Origin of the sequence: Streptomyces yatensis (genome assembly GCF_018069625.1) — a bacterium.
GTDB lineage: Bacteria > Actinomycetota > Actinomycetes > Streptomycetales > Streptomycetaceae > Streptomyces > Streptomyces yatensis.
The window spans coordinates 1521573-1542966 of record NZ_CP072941.1 but is presented as its reverse complement, the minus strand read 5'-3'; the positions used below and the strand labels follow the sequence as shown (position 1 = coordinate 1542966).

General features: G+C 70.8%; 16 protein-coding genes. 6 read left to right on the top strand and 10 right to left on the bottom strand.

Translation table 11 applies throughout. The annotated features are described in order from the left end of the window. The first annotated feature begins 18 nt into the window (after positions 1–18). Entirely contained in the window at positions 19–1110 is a 1092-nt protein-coding gene (locus J8403_RS05575; RefSeq protein ID WP_211122156.1) for a helix-turn-helix domain-containing protein, read from the top strand. A gap of 21 nt (positions 1111–1131) precedes the next feature. Here the strand turns inward: J8403_RS05575 and J8403_RS05570 are convergent, their stop codons facing one another. The 8 genes from J8403_RS05570 to J8403_RS05535 form a co-directional block, all read right to left on the bottom strand. Further along, positions 1132–3033: a CocE/NonD family hydrolase gene (locus tag J8403_RS05570; protein WP_211122155.1), complete on the bottom strand. Its 1902-nt coding sequence runs from the start codon at positions 3031–3033 to the stop codon at positions 1132–1134. An 8-nt stretch (positions 3034–3041) separates the two neighbouring features. Further along, positions 3042–3986 (bottom strand): transporter substrate-binding domain-containing protein, encoded by a 945-nt coding sequence (locus J8403_RS05565; protein WP_211122154.1) that lies wholly within the window; start codon positions 3984–3986, stop codon positions 3042–3044. A gap of 55 nt (positions 3987–4041) precedes the next feature. Continuing rightward, the gene (locus J8403_RS05560; protein ID WP_211122153.1) at positions 4042–5295 is read right to left on the bottom strand and encodes a dipeptidase; all 1254 of its coding nucleotides are present in this window, start codon (positions 5293–5295) and stop codon (positions 4042–4044) included. Then, entirely contained in the window at positions 5292–6080 is a 789-nt protein-coding gene (locus J8403_RS05555) for an amino acid ABC transporter ATP-binding protein (RefSeq protein ID WP_211122152.1), read from the bottom strand. The genes J8403_RS05560 and J8403_RS05555 overlap by 4 nt, the downstream gene beginning before the upstream one ends. Beyond that, the gene (locus J8403_RS05550; RefSeq protein ID WP_211122151.1) at positions 6077–6985 is read right to left on the bottom strand and encodes an amino acid ABC transporter permease; all 909 of its coding nucleotides are present in this window, start codon (positions 6983–6985) and stop codon (positions 6077–6079) included. Before J8403_RS05550 ends, J8403_RS05555 begins: the two co-directional genes overlap by 4 nt. Before the next feature lie 188 nt (positions 6986–7173). Beyond that, a complete protein-coding gene (locus J8403_RS05545) occupies positions 7174–7728 on the bottom strand; it encodes a GNAT family N-acetyltransferase (protein WP_246585704.1) in 555 nt (184 codons plus the stop codon). A 470-nt stretch (positions 7729–8198) separates the two neighbouring features. Next, complete coding sequence (locus tag J8403_RS05540) at positions 8199–9683, bottom strand: MFS transporter (protein WP_211122150.1); 1485 nt, start codon at positions 9681–9683, stop codon at positions 8199–8201. Between the two features lie 77 nt (positions 9684–9760). Continuing rightward, positions 9761–11368, bottom strand: a complete 1608-nt coding sequence (locus tag J8403_RS05535) for an acyl-CoA synthetase (protein WP_211122149.1) — start codon at positions 11366–11368, stop codon at positions 9761–9763. A 156-nt stretch (positions 11369–11524) separates the two neighbouring features. Between J8403_RS05535 and J8403_RS05530 the strand changes: the two genes are divergently transcribed. Then, positions 11525–12190 (top strand): TetR/AcrR family transcriptional regulator, encoded by a 666-nt coding sequence (locus J8403_RS05530; protein ID WP_211122148.1) that lies wholly within the window; start codon positions 11525–11527, stop codon positions 12188–12190. A 57-nt stretch (positions 12191–12247) separates the two neighbouring features. Here the strand turns inward: J8403_RS05530 and J8403_RS05525 are convergent, their stop codons facing one another. Then, a complete protein-coding gene (locus tag J8403_RS05525) occupies positions 12248–14809 on the bottom strand; it encodes a PA14 domain-containing protein (RefSeq protein ID WP_246585703.1) in 2562 nt (853 codons plus the stop codon). Between the two features lie 252 nt (positions 14810–15061). Between J8403_RS05525 and J8403_RS05520 the strand changes: the two genes are divergently transcribed. From J8403_RS05520 to J8403_RS05510, 3 genes are all read left to right on the top strand, one after another. Continuing rightward, positions 15062–15805, top strand: a complete 744-nt coding sequence (locus tag J8403_RS05520) for an SDR family NAD(P)-dependent oxidoreductase (RefSeq protein ID WP_211122146.1) — start codon at positions 15062–15064, stop codon at positions 15803–15805. A 267-nt stretch (positions 15806–16072) separates the two neighbouring features. Further along, positions 16073–16528, top strand: a complete 456-nt coding sequence (locus J8403_RS05515) for a lamin tail domain-containing protein (RefSeq protein WP_211122145.1) — start codon at positions 16073–16075, stop codon at positions 16526–16528. Positions 16529–16616: 88 nt separating this feature from the next. Continuing rightward, entirely contained in the window at positions 16617–19031 is a 2415-nt protein-coding gene (locus J8403_RS05510; protein ID WP_211122144.1) for a glycoside hydrolase family 65 protein, read from the top strand. A 68-nt stretch (positions 19032–19099) separates the two neighbouring features. Here the strand turns inward: J8403_RS05510 and J8403_RS05505 are convergent, their stop codons facing one another. After that, entirely contained in the window at positions 19100–20371 is a 1272-nt protein-coding gene (locus J8403_RS05505) for an SLC13 family permease (protein ID WP_211122143.1), read from the bottom strand. Between the two features lie 232 nt (positions 20372–20603). Between J8403_RS05505 and J8403_RS05500 the strand changes: the two genes are divergently transcribed. After that, positions 20604–21314 (top strand): FadR/GntR family transcriptional regulator, encoded by a 711-nt coding sequence (locus J8403_RS05500; RefSeq protein ID WP_211122142.1) that lies wholly within the window; start codon positions 20604–20606, stop codon positions 21312–21314. Positions 21315–21394: the final 80 nt, after the last annotated feature.

Below are 21394 nucleotides of genomic sequence, written 5' to 3'. Positions count from 1 at the left end.
GCCGAGTACTGTGCGGGTGTGGGGATCACGCTCAACCTCCAGCGCGCACGACCGGCCGATGTGTACGTCGGCCGCTCGGCGCTGGCCGAGCTCATGTCGGTGCTGCACATCATGGCCGAGCCCGACCACCACCCCGAGGCCCAGCGCTGGACGCACCGGCTCGGGACCGCGATCTCCCCCTCCCTCGCCCATGAGATGAGCGCCCTGTCCCCGCTGTGGGCCAGGCTCCGCTGCCGGCTGCTGTTCCCGCTGGGACTCCCGCTGGACCAGCCCTTCGAGGACGAGCTGCGCCATCTGGCGAAGCTGCCGCTCGAGGAGTTCGTGGGGCTGTGCTCCCAGGGAGTGCTCGGCTTCCGCGAGGCCGTGCCCCCGGCGCACAGCCTGCTCACCGACCCCGAGGCCGCCGAGCGCTATGTGGCCCAGTGCGAGCGGCGGTCCATCCGGCGGGGGGAGCTTGCCCACGAGCTGGTGGCCTCGCCCGAGGGGCTGCGCGGCCGACTCCTGTGCTTCCTCGACTCCTGCGCCGAGGCGTTCTTCGCCTCCGAGTGGCGCACGGTCCGCGACCGGCTGGAGTCGGCCGCCGCCCGGGTCCGCGGCGACATCCGGCGGCGGGGCCTGGCCGAGGTGCTGGCCGGGCTCAGCCCCACCGCGGTGGTCTCCCGGGGCGGGGCGCGGGTGCGCTACGACAAGCTGGCCGTCGCCGAGATCGAGATCGGCCCGCGCCCGCTCTTCCTGGTCCCCTCCGTCCATGTCTGGCCGCATCTGACCGTCAAGGACGAGGAGTCCCACCCCGTGGTGCTCCAGTTCGCCGCCCAGGAGGACGGGACGGCCGATCAGCTCACCCAGGCGGAGCTGCGGGCCCGGATGTCCGCCCTGGCGTCCCTGGGCCGGATGGAGGTGTGCCGCCATCTGCTGGGCGAGCCCATCACCACCTCCGAACTGGCCCAGCGGATGGGGCTCGCCGATACACAGGTCTCCCGCACCCTGCGCCAGCTCAGGGACGCCGGGCTCATCGAGTCCGAGCGCGAGGGCAAGTACGTCTACCACCGGCTGGCCACCAGCACCCTGCTCCGGCTGGGGCAGGACGTGCTGGCGACCATCATGCGGTGACGGCCGCGCGTCCGCGGTCCGTCAGCCCGGCTGGGTCCACAGCAGCACCGCCGAGGGGCGGTCCGCGTCCATGTGGACCCGGTTGGTCGCGACCACCTTGCGGCGGCTCACCGCCTCCGGCACCCCGGTATTGGAATTGACGTCGAACCGGGGGAAGTCGCTGGAGGAGATGTCCACCCGCAGCCGGTGCCCGGCCTCGAAGCGGTTGGCCGTGTCCGGCGCCGGGATCTCGATCTCGTACACCTCGCCCGGCTCCAGCGGCTTCGGGCGCTCGAACGACTCGTGGAAGCGGCAGCGGAAGATGCCCTCGGTGAGGTTCATCGCGAAGCCGTGCGGATAGTCCTCGTTCGGCGGATGCACATCGACCAGCTTCACCGTGAAGTCGGTGTCCGGCGCGGAGGAGGAGATGAACAGCCGGGCCGTCACCGGTCCGGCCACCACCAGCGGCTCCTCCAGCGGCGGGGTGGCCAGCGAGATCACATCGGGCCGGGAGTTCAGCGGCAGATACGGCGGGCGGGCACCGTAGAACCGCTCGTCCGGCACCTGGTCGAAGGCGCCGCCGACCATCACCGGCTCACCCGAGGTGACCTGGCCGCCCAGCGTCGGCACCGGGTCGTTCGGGTCGAAGTCGTACTCCACCCAGGCCTGTTCGGCCGTCGGCCGCTCCCGGCTCAGCTCGCCCGAGGTGTGGCAGTAGAACGCCGTCTCCCGGGTCCCGGCCGGCGGCCACTGGGTGTCGGTGTGCCACCGGCCGCCGTGCCGCATCCGCCCGGCCTCGTCCCGCCGGCCGTCCCCGCCGCCCATCAGGAAGTACCGCACCCGCGGGATCGACTGCGGGTCGCCGCCGCCCAGCACCGCGTCGAACCAGCGCTGCCGGAAGGACAGATACGAGGTGTCCACATTGCCGCTGAACGTCGCGGCGGGCCCGAAGTCCACATCACCGGCGAAGGTGACACAGCGCAGCCCGTGCTTCCACGGCCCCATCACCAGATACGCCGGGGACCGCTTGAGACGGCCCATGGCGGTGAAGTTCTCGATGGTGGACCGCACATACGGGTCGTACCAGCTCGACATGTGCAGGGTCGGCACATCCGGGAAGCGGTCGTAGTGGCCGCGCCCGTAGATGGCCGGCTGGCGCCAGTACGCCCCGAAGGCGTCATGCCGCCACTGGTCGAGCAGATAGCGCTCGTAACTCCCCACCTGACGCAGCGGGGAGACACCGGTGCGCCACGGCAGCACGGTGAACCAGTCGCGCAGATCCGTCCCCGCGAACGCCTTGCGCACCAGCGGGTCCCGCTCCGCCTCCGGGCTCTCCTCTCCGTGCCGGAAGGCCCAAGTGATCTGCTTGAGTTCGAAGGCGCCGCCCATCCGCATCCCGGCCTCGTAGGCGCTGGCGAAGCCGCCGGAGTCCATGAACATCGCGGACAGGCCCGTGGGGGATTCGGCCGCGGCCGCCGTCTGGGCGTGTGCCGAATAGGACACCCCCATCATGGCCACCCGGCCGTCGCACCAGGGCTGGGCGGCGATCCACTCGATGGTGTCCGCGCCGTCCGGCCCCTCGCCCAGGTACTTCACGAAGGTGCCGTCCGAGTCCCCGCGGCCCCGGCAGTCCTGCCGCACCACGTGGTACCCGGCGCGGACGAAGAACGCCGAGGTCTCCTCCGGCGTCGGCACCGGCTCGTCATGGCGGCTGCGGTCGGAGTCGCGCATCTGGCGGCGGCCGTAGGGGGTCCGCTCCAGGATGACCGGGCGGGGCCCGGGCCGCTCCTCGGCGGTGAACAGATCGGCGGCCAGGACGATCCCGTCCCGCATCGGAACGCGCAGGGTGCGTCGCCACACCCGCTCGTCCAGCGGCCGGGCGGGCTCCTCCCAGGCCGCCCGCTCTCTGTCCCCGCTCGTTCCGGTCCGACTGCTCTGTGCCATGGAAGATCTCACTGGGTCTGGGATTGCTTGGAGCCGTTGAGGGCGAGCTGGGACCGGGTGACCGTGGACAGCGGCAGCCCCCACTGGCCGAAGAGCTTGGCGTAGGTGCCCGATTCGTACATCTTCTGCAGCCCCTTGACGATCACGGAGGCCAGCCCGGTGCCCTTCTTGGCCTGGATGCCGTAGACGGCCGACGCGGCGGGCAGGTCCAGCATGTCCTTGAGCTCGAGCGTCTCGAAGCGGTCCTTCGCGTTCTGGCTCACCGAGGTGTTGGAGGCGCTGGGCGCGGCCACCGCGTCCACGCGCTTGCTCTGCAGCGCCAGCGAGGCGGCGGGCAGATCGGTGTAGAGCTTCGCGTCCACCGACGGCTTGCCCTTCGCGGCACAGCGCTTGTTCTGCGCGGCGAGTACGTTCTGCGTGCCGGCGCCCTTCTCGACGCCGACCTTGTGCCCGCAGACCTCGAGCCCGTTCTTGGGGCGGAACGAGCCGTCCTTGAGCACCATCAGCGTCACGCTGCTCTGCGCGAAGTCGGCGAAGTCGACCTCCTTCTGACGCTCGACGAAGTCGCCGGAGGGGGCGCTGAGGTCGATCCGGCCGGACTTCAGCCCCGGGATCACCGCGTCGAAGTTGGTCCGCTCCACCTTGATCTTCACATCGAGCAACGAGGAGAGCTGCGCGGCCAGTTCGGGCACCAGCCCGGTGATCTTCCCGTCGGACTCGAAGGTGACATACGGCGCGTACTCGCTGACACCCATGATCAGTGTCTTCTTGGTGTACTCCTCGGGCACCTCGGCCGCCAGCGCGCTGTCCTTGGGCTCGGGGGCGAGCGTGGCCGCCGGATGGCTCTTCTCGGCCTTGCCGTCGCCGGGCGTGTCGTCCACCGAACAGGCGGACAGGGCCAGCGTCAGCGAGGCCAGCAGGGCGCATGCGGCGACATGGGGACGGTTGCGCATGGGTGCTCCATTCCGGGAGGTGGGGGGTAGCGGATGCGGAAGAGCGGGACCGGTTCTAGCGGCCCCAGACGGTCTCGGCGACGCGCCGTACGTTGCCCCCGGCGAGCTTGGCCACGTCCGCTTCGGAGTAGCCCCGCTCGAACAGCCACCGGATCATGTTGCCGACCGCCTCCGCGGGGTTCTCACAGCCGCGTACGTACGCGACCTCCTCGTGCGGCGGCAGTTCGGGGGCCTTGCCGTCGTGCGCGTCGTCCTTGCCGAAGAGCGGGGCGAACGTCCGGTGCCAGGCCGTGTGATCGCCGAAGTTGGTGTCCGGCCCGAAGGCCACATGGTCGATGCCGACCAGATCGATACAGCGCTCGATGTGTTCCATCACCGAGTCCAGGCTGTGCCGGGGGTGCTGGGCGGTGATGGTCGTATGCGGCGCCGCCTCGACGCCGATGAACCCGCCGGACCCGGCGCAGGCCCGGATCACATCGTCCGGCTTCATCCGCGGGGTCGGCCACAGCGCCCGCGACCCGGCATGGGTGATCACCACGGGGGCGGCGGAGCGGCGCACGGCGTCCAGGGCGGTCGCGTCCCCGCTGTGCGAGACATCGACGATGATCCCCAGGTCGTTCATCCGGCGCAGCGCCCGGCGGCCGAGCAGGGTCAGACCGGTGTCACCGGCGTCGGCGAGCCCCGAACCGAGCTGATTGCTCTCGCTGTAGACCAGGCCGAGCAGGCGGACGCCCAGACCGTAGAGCAGATCGAGCCGGTCGATGTCGTTGCCGATGGGGGAGGCGGACTCCAGGGTCAGCACCACCCCCACCTGATCGCCGGCCCGTGCCCGGTCGGCCTCCTCGAGCGTGCGGACGGGCGTCACCAGCCGCTGATGGGCGAGGTCCGCCTGGCGCATGGCCAGATCGCTGACCGCGTCGTCCCAGTCCCAAGGGGCATGCGAGCGGATCATGCTCACCGCGGCCGGGCCGCCGTCGAAGAACAGGTCCACCCCCGAGTGGGCGATGCCCTCGTAGGGAATCGACTCCCGGCCCTGGCGGCGGTAGTCGGCGAAGTCGCCCGGATCCGCGGGGCGCAGCGAGAGATGGTCATGGGCGGAGATCACCGGATGGCGCTCCTCGAAGTCCCGCGCGCGGACCTCGACCTCCTCGCTCCACTCCAGCGCGGACCCGGGGACCCGGCCGAGCGCGGGCGCCAGCTCGAAGGCGCGGAAGTCCTCCCCGGCCTCCAGGTACTGGTACGAGCGGTAGGAGTCCCACAGCTCCAGGCGCCGGAGGGTCTTGGCGGGCGGGGGAAGTTCGGTGCTCATGAGGAGACCTTCGAAAGGAACAAACGGGTGCGGTCGTGTGAGGGGGTGCGCAGCAGCAGGTCAGGAGCACCCTCTTCGACGATCCGGCCGTCGTCCATGAAAACGATCCGGTCAGCGATATCGGCGGCGAAGCGCATCTCATGGGTGACGACGACCAGCGTCATGCCCTCGCGGGCCAGATCCCTGATGACGCTGAGCACCTCCTGCACCATCTCGGGGTCGAGGGCGGAGGTCGGCTCGTCGAAGAGCATCACCTTGGGGCGCATCGCCAGGGCGCGGGCGATGGCCACCCGCTGCTGCTGGCCGCCGGAGAGCTTGTCCGGGTAACTGTCCAGCTTGTGGGCGAGCCCGACCCGGGTCATCAGCTCCACGGCGCGCGCGTCGGCCTGGGCCTTGGAGAGCCCGAGCACCCGGCGCGGGGCCTCCACGATGTTCTCGCGGGCGGTCAGGTGCGGGAACAGATTGAAGCTCTGGAACACCATGCCCATCGCCGAGCGCTGGGCGGCCAGCTCCCGGGGGCTCAGCTCATGCAGGGTACGGCCGCGCAGCTGGTAGCCGATGACGCTGCCGTCGACCACCACCACGCCCTGGTCCGGCACTTCGAGGTGGTTGACGCAGCGCAGCAGCGTGCTCTTTCCGGATCCGGAGGGACCGATCAGACAGACCGTCTCACCTCGGTGGATATCCAGGGAGATACCGTGCAGCACCTCGGTGCCGCGGAACGACTTGCGGATCCCACGCAGGGAGACGACGGCCTGCGATTGCTTTTCCGATGCCACGGTCATACCGAGTGCTCGATCCTCTTCACTTTCCCGGCCTTGTCGGCCGAAATCAGGGTGTGCCGTCCCAGACGTCGCTCCAGGCGCTGCTGCAGAAGAGTGATGACGCCAGTGATGATCATGTACCAAATGGCGGCCACGATCAACAGCGGAACGGTCTGGAAGTTCTTGGCGTAAATCAGCTGGACCGAGTAGAGCAGGTCGGCCAGGGTGATCACGCTGACCAGGGAGGTCGCCTTGAGGAGAGATATCAGCTCATTTCCCATCGGCGGGACGATCACCCGTAGCGCCTGGGGGAGGGTGATGCGGAAGAAGATCTGAGCTGGCGTCAACCCCAGTGCGGACGCCGCCTGGCGCTGTCCGTCGGGCACCGCGAGCAGCCCCGAACGGATCAACTCCGCGATGTACGCGGTCTCATGGAGGGTCAGGCCGATGATCGCGGCGGTCAGCGGGCCGATGACGTCGTTCGAGTCGAAGGTGAGGAAACGCGGCCCCCAGGGAATGCCGAGGGACAGCGTCGGAAACAGGGCGGCGAGGTTGTACCAGAACAGCAGCTGCACCAGCATGGGAATGCTGCGGAAAACCCAGATAAAGGCGGCCGCGACCGTGGACATGAGCCGGGAATCGCCCATCCGCATCAGCGCGACCAGGGTGCCGGTAACCAGAGAAATCGCCATCGTCACCGCGGTCATTCCGATGCTGACCCCGATGCCCTTCAGCACCCGGATCTCAAAGAAGTATTTCGCGACGGTGTTCCACTCGAAACGAGGGTTGGTGAATATCGTGGTGACCGCCATCGCGGCCAGCACCAGCACGATCGCATTGGCCACCAGAAGTCCGGGACGCCGTCGCTTCGCGCGTTTGAGCACGGTTGGCTCGGGGAGTGCATCGACGTTCGGGACTTTGGTCATGGCGTGCCTTCGGACGGTCGGGTCGCGGCAGAATTACCGCATCCTAAAACCGCACGTGGGGGCGGTCACCAACAGTTGACACAGAACGGTCAACCGTAAACGGGGGAATGTGCCCGTCCGCCCGGAGCGGCCGTGCGAGCGAACGCAGGGCGGACGGACGGGCGTTGGCGGACCGGGCTCCGCCGGACCTACAGCCCCTTTTCGAAGGGGAGCGGGCCGATGGTCTCCGGGTCGGCCGAGATATCGAACAACGGGGTGTAGCCGGTGGCCAGGTACAGCCCGCGCGCCTCCGGCTGGCGGGGTCCGGTGGTGAGGTAGATGCGGCGGTAGCCGCGCTCGGCGGCCGACCGCTCCAACTCCGCCACCACCCGGCGGGCCAGCCCGCGCCGCCGATGGCCCGAGTGCGTCCAGATCCGCTTGAGCTCCGCCGTCCGCCCGTCATACCGCCGGTAGGCACCCCCGGCGACCGGCTCACCGCCCTCCAGCAGCAGAAGCAGCTCCCCGTGCGGCGGGGCGAACTCCTCGGCCGGATAGCGGTTCAGCTCACGGTCGGCCGCCCTGCCGTAGCGGGTGGAGTACTCATGCGCCAGCTCGCGCAGCAGCGGCTCGACCCGCGGATCGTCCACGGTCACCCGGGCCACCGTCAGCCGGGGCGGGGGTTCGGCCGCGAAGTCCGCGCCGGGGCGCGGACCGGACTGCGAGCCGTCGTCGGTGGCGGCGGTGCCGAGGAACTCCACGGACATGGGGTGACCTTTCGGGAAGCGGAGCGGGGAGAGAAAGGGGAGACGGGGCGAGAGGCCCCCCGGAGCCGGAAAGCGGCGCGGTGGCATGGGGCGATGGCGCGTCAGGCGCGGAAGTGGCAGGCGAGGGCCCTGAGATCGGCAGAGTCCGAGATCGGCAGAGTCCGAGATCGGCAGAGTCCGAGATCAGAAGAGGGCGGCCGGTGGGACGGCCCGCTGCCGGGTCAGCCGGAACAGGAGGCGGACCACACCCGACCGAAGTCGATGTGGTCGCGTGTGACCAGGGGCAGCTCAGTCCTCACCCGCAACATTCAGCCCCGCACCGGCCCGTTCCGTCAACCGCTGTCCACATGATGGCCCGTATGCGCCCCCGCCACGACAAAGCCGCCCGTATCTCCCCTTCCACCACGCGGGCGGACGGGGAGATACGGGCGGCTGCGGAGTGACCTCGGCCGTCGGCTGTCGGCCCTGGGTCAGCGGCCCGCCACCGGCTGCGGTGTGCCGGACCGCTCCGACGGGGCCGTGAGCCGGTCCGGACCGCGCCCCGGCAGCAGCGAGGCGACCGCGAGCGCCACCAGCGCGGCGCCGCCGCCGATCACGAAGGCGGTGCGGAAGCCGTTCAGGGACGGGAGCTCGGTGGGCCCGAACGCGGTGGTCATATGGGCCAGGACGACGCCGACCACCGCACTGGCGGTCGAGGTGCCGATGGACCGCATCAGGGTGTTGAGGCCGTTGGCCGCGCCCGTCTCGGACACCGGCACCGCGGACATGATCAGCGCGGGCATGGCGGAGTACGCGAGGCCGATCCCGGCGCCGATCACACACGAGATGATCACGACCTGCCATGCGGCGTCCATCAGGAAGACGCCCATGCCGTACCCGGCGGCGATCACTCCCGCGCCGAGCATCAGCGACACCTTGGGACCCCAGGTGGCCGTGATCCGCGCCGACAGCGGTGAGATGGCCATCATCACCAGACCGGACGGGCCCAGGCACAGACCGGCGGTCATCATCGACTGGCCCAGTCCGTACCCCGTCGCCTCGGGCATCTGCAGCAGCTGCGGCAGCACCAGCGACATCCCGAACATCGCGAAGCCGATGACGATGGAGGCCAGATTGGTCAGCAGCACCTGACGGCGCATGGTGGTGCGCAGATCCACCAGCGGCCCGGTCACCCGCAGTTCCCACCGGCTCCACAGCAGCAGCACGACCACCGCGGCGCCGAACAGTCCGGTGGTGGTGGCGCTGCCCCAGCCCCAGTCGGCGCCCTTGGAGATGGCCAGCAGCAGACAGAGCAGCCCGGCCGACAGCCCGATGGCCCCCACCAGGTCGAACCGCCCGCCGCCGCGCACCGGGGACTCCGGTACGAGCGCCAGCACCAGCGCGATCACCACCACGCCCAGGCTCGCCGAGACCCAGAACAGCACGTGCCAGTCGGCGTGTTCGGCCAGCGCCGCGGCGCCGGGCAGGCCGAGGGCGCCGCCGACGCCCAGCGAGGAGCTCATCAGGGCCATCGCCGAGCCGAGCCGTTCGGCGGGCAACTCGTCCCGCATGATGCTGATGCCCAGTGGGATCACGCCCGCGGAGAAGCCCTGGAGCGCACGGCCGACGATCATGGGCGTGAGCGAGTCGGAGAGCGCGCACACCACCGATCCGACCACCAGCATCGTCAGGCTGAGCAGCAGCGTCCGCCGCTTGCCGTACATATCGCCGAGCCGGCCCAGCACGGGGGTGGCCACGGCGCCGGCGAGCAGGGTGGCGGTGATCGCCCAGGAGGCGTCCGAGGCGGAGGTGTGCAGCAGTCCCGGGAGGTCCGGGATCAGCGGCACCACCAGGGTCTGCATCAGGGAGACGACGATTCCGCCGAACGCCAGGACGGCGACCACCGCTCCGGAGCGCGGCGGGTGGGCGGTCAGTGCCGCTTCGGGGGCATCGGGGGTCGGAGGTAAGGAAGTCACGGTGGTCCTTCGTCGGGGCACGGCCGATCCACGTCAGGTGCCGCAGCAGTGTCGCATAAATTTGTGTAACTGGTACGTCAAATATAGCCGCCGCCCTCGCCCGTCGGCTCGGCGGCCACGCCGCGGTAGATCTCCCGCAGTTCACGCTTGAGGATCTTGCCGCTGGGGTTCTTCGGCAGCGCCTCGGCGAACCGGACGAACTTGGGCACCTTGAACCCGGCGAGCCGCTCCCGGCAGTGCGCGAGGATCTCCTCCTCCGTCACCTCCCGCCCCGGTTTGGCCACCACCACCGCGGTCACGGCCTCGATCCAGTACGGATGCTCCACCCCGAACACCGCCACCTCCGCGACCGACGGATGGGCGTGGACGGCCTCCTCCACCTCGCGCCCCGAGACGTTCTCCCCGCCGCTGTTGACCATGTCCTTCTTACGGTCGACGACCGTCAGACACCCCTCCTCGTCCAGCACCCCCAGATCGCCGCTGTGGAACCAGCCGCCCCGGAACGCCTCCGCCGTGCGGTCCGGGTCCCGCCAGTAGCCGAGCATGGTGTGCGGGCCCCGGTGCACGATCTCGCCGACCGTGCCCGGCGGCACCGGCCGGTCCGCCTCGTCCACCACCCGGGTCTCGACGTTCAGCGCGGGCCGCCCCGCCGAACCGGCCTTGCGCTCCTGGTCGGCCGGGCCCAGCACGGTCGCGATCGGGGACATCTCGGTCTGGCCGTAGAGGTTGTACAGCGCGAGCCCCGGCAGCCGCCGGCGCAGCTCGGCCAGCACGGCGACCGGCATCGGCGCCGCCCCGTAGTACCCCTTCCGCAGCGACGACAGATCGTGGCGCTCGAACTCCGGATGGCGCAGCAGCGCGATCCACACCGTGGGCGGGGCGAACAGCTTGGTCACCCGCTCCGCCTCGATGGTGGCGAGCAGCGTCGCCGGATCCGGACCCGGCAGCACCAGACAGGTGGTGCCCAGCTGGATGTCGGGGGTGAGGAAGGCGTGCAGCTGGGCGCAGTGGTACAGCGGCAGCGCGTGGATCTCCACATCGTCGGACGACATCCCGCCGTCGACGATCGCCGTCTGATACTGCGCCATCAGATTGCGGCTCGTCATGATCGCGCCCTTGGGCCGCGACTCGGTCCCCGAGGTGTACATCAGCTGGACCGGATCGTCGTCCTCCAGGGCCGGATCGGGCACCGGATGTCCACGCTCCGCGCCCAGCGCGGCGAAGTCCTCCCACCCCTCGCGCCCGCCTCTCAGAGCCGCGCGCAGCACGATCCGGGGCGGTGCGGCCTCGGCCAGCGCGCTCTCGGCCACATCCAGCAGCTCCGTGCCCGCGATGATCCCGCTCGCCCCCGAATGGTCCAGGACGTACGCCACCTCGGGCGCGGTGAGCATGAAGTTCACCGGCACCGACACCGCGCCCAGCCGGGCCAGCGCGAAGTACGCCACCACGAAGCCATGGGAGTTACGGGCCAGGAGCACCACGCGATCGCCCTCGGCGACGCCCCGCGCCGCCAGGGCCCCGGCCGTCCGGCTCACCAGCGCGTCCAGTTCGGCGTAGGTCTGGCGCAGCGCGCCGTCGACGACCGCCGTCTTCGCGGGCAGCCGCGCCGCGGTGCGCGCCAGCAGATCGGCGATGCCGTGGCGACGGGCGCGCACGATGTCCACGGGCAGGTCGGATGCGGTCATCGTCAGGTCTCCCGGGGGCTCGGACGGGCTGGACGGGTCGTCACGCTGGCACGGCACCGGGCCGCGTTCAAGGCGACGGACGGCCACGAGCGGCACCCGAGCCGACTTGCGTAGCCTTGGGGCCTGGCACGACGGGGGCGAGCGAAAGGACACCGGATGGCCGGGACCGCGGAGGGGACCGTCCGCAGGGGACGTGGGCGCCCGCCCCGCCTGTCGCGCGAGCAGATCGTCAGCAGCGCCGCCGAGCTGGCGCTCCGCGAGCCGGAGGTCGCGCTGACCGTCAAAAGGGTCGCCGAGGCGGTCGGTTCCGCCCCCATGGCGCTCTACCGCTACTTCCCCGACCGCGACGATCTCCTCCAGGCCGTGGCCGACCGGGTCCTGGCCGAGACCCAGCACAGGGAGCCGCCGGGGGAGACCTGGCAGGAGCGGCTGCGCGCCTGGATGCACAGCAGCCGCGACTATCTGCTGCCCCACCGCCAGCTGCTCCCCTATATGGCCGCCACCCAGCAGCCCGCCCGGATCTCCTCCCTGGTGACCCTGACCCGGATGCTGCGCCCACTGCGGCTGACCGAGGACGATCTCGCGCTGGCGGTGACCCTCATCGGCTCCACCGTCATCGGCCACGCGGTCTACGAGACCCACCGCGGCCCCGTCTCCGCCCGCAAACTGGACGCCCTGAGCGAGGCGCTGGCCCGCTACCCCCAGGAGGAGCGGGAAACCGTCGCCCCGCTGCTGTCGAGGCTGCCGCGGGCGCAGAGCAGGCTGTACGACGTGGTGGTGGACCGTACGGTCGCCGCCATCGAGGCGCTGGCCACGGAATGACCCGCTCCGGGGCTGCCGCGCCCCGGAGCGGGTCATCGCCTTGGCCGAGCGGTGTGCCTAGGTGGTGCACTCCATGGACGCCGGGTTCGCCGCGTCGCGGATCAGCGCCTGATGGGCTTGGCGCAGCCGGTCCACATCGGGCTTGATCTCCTTGCGGTCATAGGTGAGCAGCCCGTTGAGCTCGCCCTCCACATCCGTGATCTGGGTGTAGACGGCCCCGCTGCTGCCGTTGCACGCGACCAGCTGGCGCACCTTGTCCAGCAGCTTCAGATACTCCGCGGTGTACTGGTCCTTGTCCACGCCGACATAGGTGTGCTGCACGGGCCAGGCATGTCCCGGGATGGCCAGGCCCAGGCCGCCGTACTCACCCGTGACGCCCGCCCGTGAGGCGTCGGGGCGCGGATCGCCCGGTCCCGGGTAGGCGTGGATATCGGCGAGGTCGCCGTTGCCGGTGTCGTTCCAGCCGCTGGCGCCGTCGATGAGCCGGGTGGGGTCCCAGCCCTTGGCGAGCTCGGGCACCTTCGGGCCGCCGTACTGGCCCCAGCTCTCGTTGAAGGTGACCCAGATGGCGATCGACGGACTGCTGATGTGCTGGTCGATCATCCGCTTCATCTCGTGCTCGTACTGCGCCTGCGCCTTCTCGGACGGGGCGACCGTGTTCATGGCGGGCATGTCCTGCCACACCATCAGGCCCAGCCGGTCGGCCCAGTAGTACCAGCGGTCGGGCTCGACCTTGATGTGCTTGCGCACCGAGTTGAAGCCCATGCGCTTGTGCATCTTCAGGTCGTACGCCAGGGCCTCGTCGGTCGGCGCGGTGTGCAGTCCGTCGGGCCAGAACCCCTGGTCGAGGGTGGCCATGGAGAAGATCGGCTTCCCGTTGAGCACCGTGCGCCGCTTGCCGTCCACCTCCTTGACGGCGATGCTCCGCATGCCGAAGTAGCTCTCCACCCGGTCGGCCGAGGCGCCCCGGCCGACCGTGACCTTCAGCTGGTACAGATGCGGATCGTCGGGGGACCACAGATGCGGCGAGGGTACGGGGACGGTCAGCGGCTTCCCGGTGCGCCCGGTGGCGGTGCCGACCACGCGCCGTCCGTCGTAGGCGGTCGCGGTGACCGGGACGCCGTCCCGCACCCCGCGGACCTCGGTGGTGAGGGCCTGGCCGGGGACGTCCGGGGTCAGCTTGAGGGTGTCCACGTGGTCGGTGGCGACCGGCTCCATCCAGACGGTCTGCCAGATGCCGGAGGAGGGGGTGTAGAAGATGCCGCTGGGGTCGAGACGCTGCTTGCCCATCGGCGGGTTCTCGCCGTCGGCCGCGTCCGTCGGGTCGTAGACGCCGACGATCAGCTCCTGGGTGCGGCCCGGCCGCAGGGCGTCGGTGACATCGGCACTGAACCGGTCGTAGCCGCCCCGGTGGTCGGCCACCCGGGTGCCGTTCACATACACCTCGGCCTGCCAGTCGACGGCGTCGAAGTTCAGCCGCAGCCGCTTGTCCTGGCCGACCTTCCAGTCGGCCGGGACGGCGAACGTCCGCCGGTACCACATGCGGTCCTCATGGCGCTCCACACCGGAGAGCTTGGACTCCACCGGGTACGGCACCAGGATCCGCTCCTTGAGCCGCTGCCCGACGGGGGGCTTCTCCCCCTCCTTGGCGGCGGCGAACTGCCAGCTGCCGTTGAGGTTGCGCCACTGATCGCGGGTCAGCTGGGGGCGCGGGTACTCGGGGTGGGCGTTGTCGGGCCCGACGTCCTTGGCCCAGGGAGTGCTCAGCTGATACGTCGACGTGTTGCCGCCGAACGACACATACGGCTCGATCGCGCCGTCGCCGTCCTCCAGACCGCCCTCGCCGTCGTAGCGCACAACGGCCTCACCGCCGCGCCCGACCACCGGCTCCTTCAGGGCGAGCAGCAGCCGGGACGGGTCGGAGGCGTCCAGCCGGGCGCGCCCGAGCGGCCACTGCGCGCCGCCGATGACGGCGGTCAGATGCGACGTCAGATCGGCCGGGGGAGTGGTCAGCGGCTGGGCGAAGTCCAGCAGCAGGGTGCGGCCGTCGGGCTGGACGGCGCTGGCCACCGGGCCGTCGTAGTCGAAGTCGGCGGGCAGCCGGAAGGCGGACGCGGGCACGGGCGCCTTGGCCGCGCCCGGCGGGGTCCAGGAGAGGTGGAGGTTGGAGCCGCCGTAGTGCTCGAAGTACTCGACCTTGATGTCATACGCCTTGCCCGCGGTGAGCTCGACGGGCTGGGAGGTCTGCTCCTTGTCCCAGTCGTCCACCCAGTGGTCGATGACCGGTTTGCCGTCGATCCACAGCCGGAAGCCGTTGTCACCGGTGATCGAGAAGGTGTGCGCACCGGAGCGCTCCGGTGTGATCTGGCCGGTCCAGCGGACGCTGACGTCGTCGGACCGTCCGGTGGTCGCCTGCAGCCGCGGATCGAGATTGTCGAAGTCCAGGGCGGTGTCGAGGCTGGTGGCCTTCAGCTCGTGGAAGTCGAAGGCCCCCGGGGCGGACTGGAGGTAGTAGTCGCCGCGGAGGCCCTGGACGACCGGGGAGTCGTCGGAGGGGGTGTCGGCCGCGGCCGGGCCCGGACCGGTCAGCAGACCGAGCGCGCCAAGCGCCAAGGCCACGGTCGCGACCACGGATCTGGCGAAAGATGAACGAAAACGCACATGTCCTCCTTGCTGGAACAGCTACTGAGGCTGTTGCTGGGACAAGTGGGGCGCCGCCATTGCGCCATCCCCAACAGAACCTGTCAATAGTGAACGCAAGGCAACAGCCTGCCTGTTGGGTACTGAGCCTTGACGGGAATGCGCTTTCTCCCTAGCGTGCGGTTCATAGATGTGACTGGAATTCAATAAGCTGCACGGAGGAGGCCCGTGATGGGGCGACGGATCGTGGTGTCGGGCGGCGGTACCGGCATAGGACTGGCGGCCGCGGAGACCTTCGCCGCCGAAGGGGACCGGGTGGTCATCCTCGGGCGCCGCGCCGAGGTGCTGCGCACCGCGGCGGACAAGCTCAACGCCGCCTACGGCTCCGACCTGGTCACCTGGACCAGCGCGGACCTCAGCGACCCCGAGCAGACCCGGCGCGCCGCCGAGTTCATCGCGGCGGACGGTGCCGTCGATGTCGTCGTCACCAACGCCGGCGGCAATGTCGCGGCCTCCAACGACGGCACCCTGGAGGGCATCGCCGACCAGTACCGGCGGAACTTCGCGGCCAACGTGCTGACCGCCGTCCTGCTCACCGAGGCGCTGCTGCCCCACCTCACCCGGCCCGGCGGCCGGATCGTCCATCTGTCCTCGGTCGCGGCGCTGCGCGGCCCCGGATCGTACGGCGGCACCAAGGCCGCGCTGCACACCTACACCTTCGAGCTGGCCAAGCGGCTCGGCCCGGAGGGCATCACCGCCAACGCGGTGGCCCCCGGCTATGTCGAGGACACCGAGTTCTTCGGCGACCGCGGCACACCCGAGTTCATCGCCCAGCAGATCGGGCAGACGCTCACCGGACAGCCCGGGACACCCGTCGAGATCGCGGCCGCCATCCGCTATCTGGCCTCCCCGGAGGCCGCGTACGTGACCGGCCAGGTCCTGCACATCAACGGGGGCGCGCAGTTCGGCCGCTGACGCCGCCTCACACCCGGTGGCCCGGGGCCGGATAGAGCCGCGGACCGGTTCCGCGCTAGGGCCATACGGCCCTGGAGCAAGGGCCGCGCAGCCCTGCCGCCGCGTTCAGCCGTGGTCCACTCTGGTCCTCCACACAGGTGGGGGGAAGACGGACGGACGGCCGCACCGAAGGAGTCAGCTCGCTGACTCCAAACCATCTTCGGGCGCGGCCGCCCGTCCGTCCTGCGTTACCACTGCTTCGCCATGCACCACGCAAGGGGGGACCTCATGTCCGCATACACCGCCCGCATCGGCGCGTCGCTCGCCGCCGGCTGCGCGATCGCCCTGCTGTACCCGGCGACGCCCGCCGGTGCCGCGGGCTCCGTACACCTTTCCAAGATCTACTACGACTCGCCCGGCACGGACAACCGCAGCACCTCCAGCCTCAACGGCGAGTACGTCCAGATCAAGAACTCCACCTCGCGCGGGGTCAGCCTCAAGGGCTGGGTGCTCGTCGACGCGAGCAACCACAAGTACACCTTCCCGACCTACACCCTCGGCGCGGGCAAGACCGTGACCGTCCGGACCGGTATCGGCTCCGACACCTCGGCCACCAAGTACCAGGACCGCCGGGCGTACGTCTGGAACAACGACGCCGACAAGGCCACCCTCCGCAAGACCGGCGGCTCCACGGTCGACACCTGCTCGTACAACAGCACCCGGGTCGACTACAAGATCTGCTGAGCGCCCGCGCGGGGCGCGGCGCAGCCGGTGAAGTCCCACGGCCCGGACCACAATGGGGGTGTCGAGGGAGGAGAGCCGGTGAGCGGCCGTGGCGGACTGGGTGTGGGAGTACGAGGGCTATGACCCCGGCGAGGAGCGGCTGCGCGAATCGCTGTGCACGCTCGGCAACGGCTATCTCGCCACCCGGGGCGCGGCCTCCGAGTCGGCCGCCGACGAGACGCACTACCCGGGCACCTATGTGGCGGGCTGCTACAACCGGCTGACGTCGGTGATCGGCGGACGGCAGGTCCAGAACGAGGACCTGGTCAACCTGCCGAACTGGCTCCCGCTGCGCTACCGCGTCCACGACCCGGAGCGGCCCGCCGGCAGCGGCGGCTGGCTCACCCCCGACGGGGACGAGCTGACCGGCTACCGGCAGACCCTCGACCTCCGGCACGGCACCCTCCTGCGGCGGCTGCGGTACGCCGACCGGCACGGCCGGGTGCTCCACGTCGACCAGGAGCGGCTCGTCCACATGGGCGATCCGCACCTGGCGGCGATGCGCGTCACCTTCCGGGCCGAGGGCTGGTCCGGCACCGTCGAGCTGGAGTCGGGGCTCGACGGTGCCGTGGCCAACACCGGAGTGGCCCGCTACGCCGCGCTGTCCGGCCGCCATCTCCTCGACCGGCGCACCGGCGCCGCGGCCCCCGACACCGTATGGCTGAGCTGCCGCACCACCACCTCCGAGGTGCGCGCGGCCATGGCCGCGCGCACCCGGGCCGTCCGCGGCGCGCCCACCGGCAGCGGGCAGCGGCTCACCGAGAGCGCGGTGCTGCGCACCCTGACCGTGCCGATCGCGCCGGACGCTCCGGTCATCGTGGAGAAGACCGTGGCGGTGTACACCTCCAAGGACCCCGCGATGAGCGATCCGACCCAGGCCGCCCTCGACGCGGTGGCCCGGGCGCCGGAGTTCGGGAAGCTGCTCGCCTCCCACCACACCGCATGGGAACACCTGTGGCGCGAGGCGGCGTTGGAGGTCCCCGGCGAGGCGGGCCACATCCTGCGGCTGCATCTGTTCCACATCCTGCAGACGCTCTCGCCGCACACCGCGGAGCTGGACGTGGGCGTCCCGGCCCGCGGCCTCCACGGCGAGGCGTACCGCGGCCATGTCTTCTGGGACGAGCTGTTCGTGCTGTCGTATCTGAACCTCCACTTCCCCGAGGTGTCCCGGGCCCTGCTGCACTACCGCCACCGGCGGCTGCCCCAGGCGTGCCGCGCCGCCGCGGACGCCGGGCGGGCCGGGGCGATGTACCCGTGGCAGAGCGGCGGCGACGGGCGCGAGGAGACCCAGACGCTGCATCTGAACCCGCGATCCGGCCGCTGGCTGCCGGACCACTCCCGGCTGCAGCACCACGTGGGCTCGGCGGTGGCGTACAACGTGTGGCAGTACTGCCAGGCCAGCGGCGACACCGACTTCCTGTACACCAGGGGCGCGGAGATGCTGGTGCAGATCGCCCGCTTCTGGGCGGACACCGCCGTTCTGGATCCGGACCTCGGGCGGTACCGCATCCGCGGGGTGGTCGGGCCCGATGAGTACCACGACGGCTATCCCGGCACCGACCGCCCCGGGATCGACGACAACGCGTACACCAACGTCACCGCCGCCTGGGTGCTCGACCGGGCCCTGGAGCTGGCCCGCACCCTCCCCGAGCCGCGCCGCCGCGAGCTGTTCGAGCGGGTGGGTCTGGACCGCGCGGAGCCGGAGCGCTGGGAGGATGTCTCACGGCGGCTGCTGGTCCCCTTCCACCAGGGTGTCATCAGCCAGTTCGAGGGCTACGGGGAGCTGGCCGAACTCGACTGGGACGGCTACCGCGCCCGCTACGGCGACATCCGCCGGCTGGACCGGATCCTGGAGTCCGAGGGCGATTCGGTCAACCGCTATCAGGCCTCCAAGCAGGCCGACGCGCTGATGCTCGGCTATCTCTTCGCCCCCGCCGAACTGGCGGGCCTCTTCCGTCGGCTCGGCTACGTCCTGGACGACGACGTCTGGCAGGCCACCGTGGCGTACTACCTGCCCCGGACCAGCCACGGCTCGACCCTCAGCGAGCTGGTGCACGGCTGGGTGCTGGTGCGGGCGCGCCGGGCCGAGGCGTGGCGGCACTGCCAGGAGGCACTGCTCGGCGATGTGGCGGACGTCCAGGGCGGCACCACCGGCGAGGGCATCCACCTCGGGGCCATGGGCGGCACCCTCGATCTGGTGCAGCGCGGCCTGACCGGGCTGGAGACCCGGGAGGACGCGCTGTGGCTGGACCCGGTGCCGCTCCCCGAGCTGTCCGGGCTGTCGGAGTACCGCTTCTCGGTGCGCTATCGCGGCCACTGGGGAGTCGCCCTGCGGGTGCGGGCCGGGAGGCTGTGGATCAGCGTGCCGGACTCGGAGGAGTCCCCGATCGAGGTGCGGCTCGCCGACCGCTCGCTGACCGTCGCCCCGGGGGAATCCCGCTGGGTTCCGCTGCCGCCCGGCTGAACCGGTGGGCTGAACCCGCGGGCTGGACTTGCGGGCTGAATCCTGGGTGGGATTCCCCGTCGGCCCGCTCAGCCGAGGCCGGGGACCACCAGTGCCAGCCAGACGACCGGGGGCACCGCGACCACCATGATCCCGCCGTAGACCATCAGCTGCCGGAAGAACCGGTCCCGGTCCACATCCGGCGCGTTGGCCAGCACCAGCGCCCCGTTGGTCGAGAAGGGGCTGACGTCGACGACGGTCGCCGACACCGCGAGGGCCGCGATCATCCCCACCGCGCCGATGTCGCCCTGGGCCAGGAACGGGACGGCGAGCGGGATCAGCGCGCCCATGATGCCCACCGAGGAGGCGAACGCGGAGACGATGGCGCCGATGTAGCAGAGCAGCAGGGCGGCGAGCAGCGGAATCCCGATGTCGCTGACCGCCTTGCCCGCGTAGTCGATGGTGCCCATCTCGTCCAGCACCCCGACATAGGTGAGCACACCGCAGATCAGCAGCACGGTGGGCCAGGTGACCTCGTTCACGGCCTTCTTGCCGTGGTCCGGCCAGAAGACGCTCAGGGCCACGGCGAGGGTGATCGAGGTGAGCCCGGCGTCCAGGTCGAAGGCGAGCACCGCGATCACCAGCACCACCAGCGCGCCCAGCGTGGCGATACGGGCCGGGGTGAGCCGGCCCTCCGCGTCGGCCGGCGCCTCCCCGGCCCCGTCCGCCCGCTCCTCCCCGGCGGCGACGGCGGTCCTGGGGAGCTTCAGCCCGCCGCAGACCACGAAGACGACGGCGGCGATGATCAGGTTGACCACCAGGCTCGCGAGGAACAGCGTGACCTCGTTGCCGGGCAGCTTCTCCCGGTCCACGATGCCGTTGACGATCGAGCCGTAGATGCTGATGGGGGAGAAGCCGCCGCCCTGGGCGCCGTGCACCACCATGGCGCCCATCAGCAGGGGGCTGATGCCGTACCGCGCGGCGAAGGAGAGCGCGAGCGGGGCGACGATCGCGACCGCCGCCGGGCTCACCGCCCCGATCGCGGTCAGCACCCCGCTGATCGCGAACATCACCCAGGGGATCAGCGCGACCCGCCCGCCCACCATCCGGATCGAGGCGTGCACCAGCCAGTCGGTGGTGCCGTTCGCCCGGGCGAGGGCGAACAGATACGTCACCCCGACCAGGACCACGAACAGATCGCCCGGGAACCCGGCGAAGATGTGGTCCGCGCTGAAGTCGGCGACCAGTTCGCCCACGCCGAAGGCGGCGGCGAAGGACAGGGCGCCCATGTTGATCGAACGAGTGGTGGCGATGACGAAGACCACCACCAGCACGAGTATCGAGATCAATTCGTCGGACATCGAGGGCTCCCGTCACGGGGACCCGGTCGGCGGACCGGGGACGGTCGGGCCAAGTGGCCTGCTGGCTGACTCACGTTGGGGGCCGGGTGGTTCGGCAGTCAAGACATCGGTGGCAGATTGGCTCAGCCAATTGACCAATGCTCCACCGGTCCGTCAGACCACCGCACCATCCCTCCACCCGGTGCTACGCTGCGAATCGGGGCCATCACAAATCGCGACGGGGGGAGCCCGTATGGCCGGGGACGCGTTGCGACCGATGAACCGTCAGCGCCTGTACGAGCAGGTGCTGGAGAGGCTGCGTGCCTACGTCGAGGAGAACGGGCTTCGCGCGGGCGACCGGCTGCCGACCGAGCGCGAGCTGGCCCAGCGCCTCGGCATCAGCCGTGCCTCCGTCAAACAGGCCATCGTCGTCCTCGAGGTGCAGGGCCTCGTCGAGGTGCGCCAGGGCGGCGGCATGTGCCTGCTGCGCGACAGCCTCGACACCGAGCCCGTCGAGCGGCTGGTGGAGCGCCGCCGCAGGCTGCCCGATGTGCTCGACGCCCGCGAGGCATTGGAGACCAAACTGGCCGAACTCGCCGCCGAGCGCCGCACCGACGACGACCTCATGGCCCTCCAGCAGGCCCTGATCTGGATGGAGGACGAGATCGAGGCCGGGCGCCACGGCGTCGAGGGCGACCGCCGCTTCCACGCCGCCGTCACCGCGGCCGCGCACAGCCCGCTGCTCGGCGAGTTCATGCGCTCCATCGCCGACCAGATCGCCGAGAGCCGCGAGGAGTCGCTGCGCCAGCCCGGCCGCCCCAGGCGTTCGCTCGGCCAGCACCAGAGCATCCTGGACGCCATCGCCGAGCGCCGCCCCAAGGCCGCCGCCGCGGCCATGCGCCGCCATGTCCGCACCGTCGCCCAGGTGCGGCTGCTCAACTGGAATCCGGACGACGCCACCTGAGCCCGCCGCGGCATCCGTTTCCGAGTGTGACCGATCACGGTCTTGGTCTGGACTTTCCCCCCTGGCTCGCTAGGCTCGGC

Bases quoted from the DNA above. Each gene is read 5' to 3' on its own strand.
- J8403_RS05570 (WP_211122155.1), bottom strand. From the start codon at position 3,033: ATGGCACAGAGCAGTCGGACCGGAACGAGCGGGGACAGAGAGCGGGCG.
- J8403_RS05565 (WP_211122154.1), bottom strand. From the start codon at position 3,986: ATGCGCAACCGTCCCCATGTCGCCGCATGCGCCCTGCTGGCCTCGCTG.
- J8403_RS05560 (WP_211122153.1), bottom strand. From the start codon at position 5,295: ATGAGCACCGAACTTCCCCCGCCCGCCAAGACCCTCCGGCGCCTGGAG.
- J8403_RS05555 (WP_211122152.1), bottom strand. From the start codon at position 6,080: ATGACCGTGGCATCGGAAAAGCAATCGCAGGCCGTCGTCTCCCTGCGT.
- J8403_RS05550 (WP_211122151.1), bottom strand. From the start codon at position 6,985: ATGACCAAAGTCCCGAACGTCGATGCACTCCCCGAGCCAACCGTGCTC.
- J8403_RS05545 (WP_246585704.1), bottom strand. From the start codon at position 7,728: ATGTCCGTGGAGTTCCTCGGCACCGCCGCCACCGACGACGGCTCGCAG.
- J8403_RS05535 (WP_211122149.1), bottom strand. From the start codon at position 11,368: ATGACCGCATCCGACCTGCCCGTGGACATCGTGCGCGCCCGTCGCCAC.
- J8403_RS05530 (WP_211122148.1), top strand. From the start codon at position 11,525: ATGGCCGGGACCGCGGAGGGGACCGTCCGCAGGGGACGTGGGCGCCCG.
- J8403_RS05520 (WP_211122146.1), top strand. From the start codon at position 15,062: ATGGGGCGACGGATCGTGGTGTCGGGCGGCGGTACCGGCATAGGACTG.
- J8403_RS05515 (WP_211122145.1), top strand. From the start codon at position 16,073: ATGTCCGCATACACCGCCCGCATCGGCGCGTCGCTCGCCGCCGGCTGC.
- J8403_RS05505 (WP_211122143.1), bottom strand. From the start codon at position 20,371: ATGTCCGACGAATTGATCTCGATACTCGTGCTGGTGGTGGTCTTCGTC.
- J8403_RS05500 (WP_211122142.1), top strand. From the start codon at position 20,604: ATGGCCGGGGACGCGTTGCGACCGATGAACCGTCAGCGCCTGTACGAG.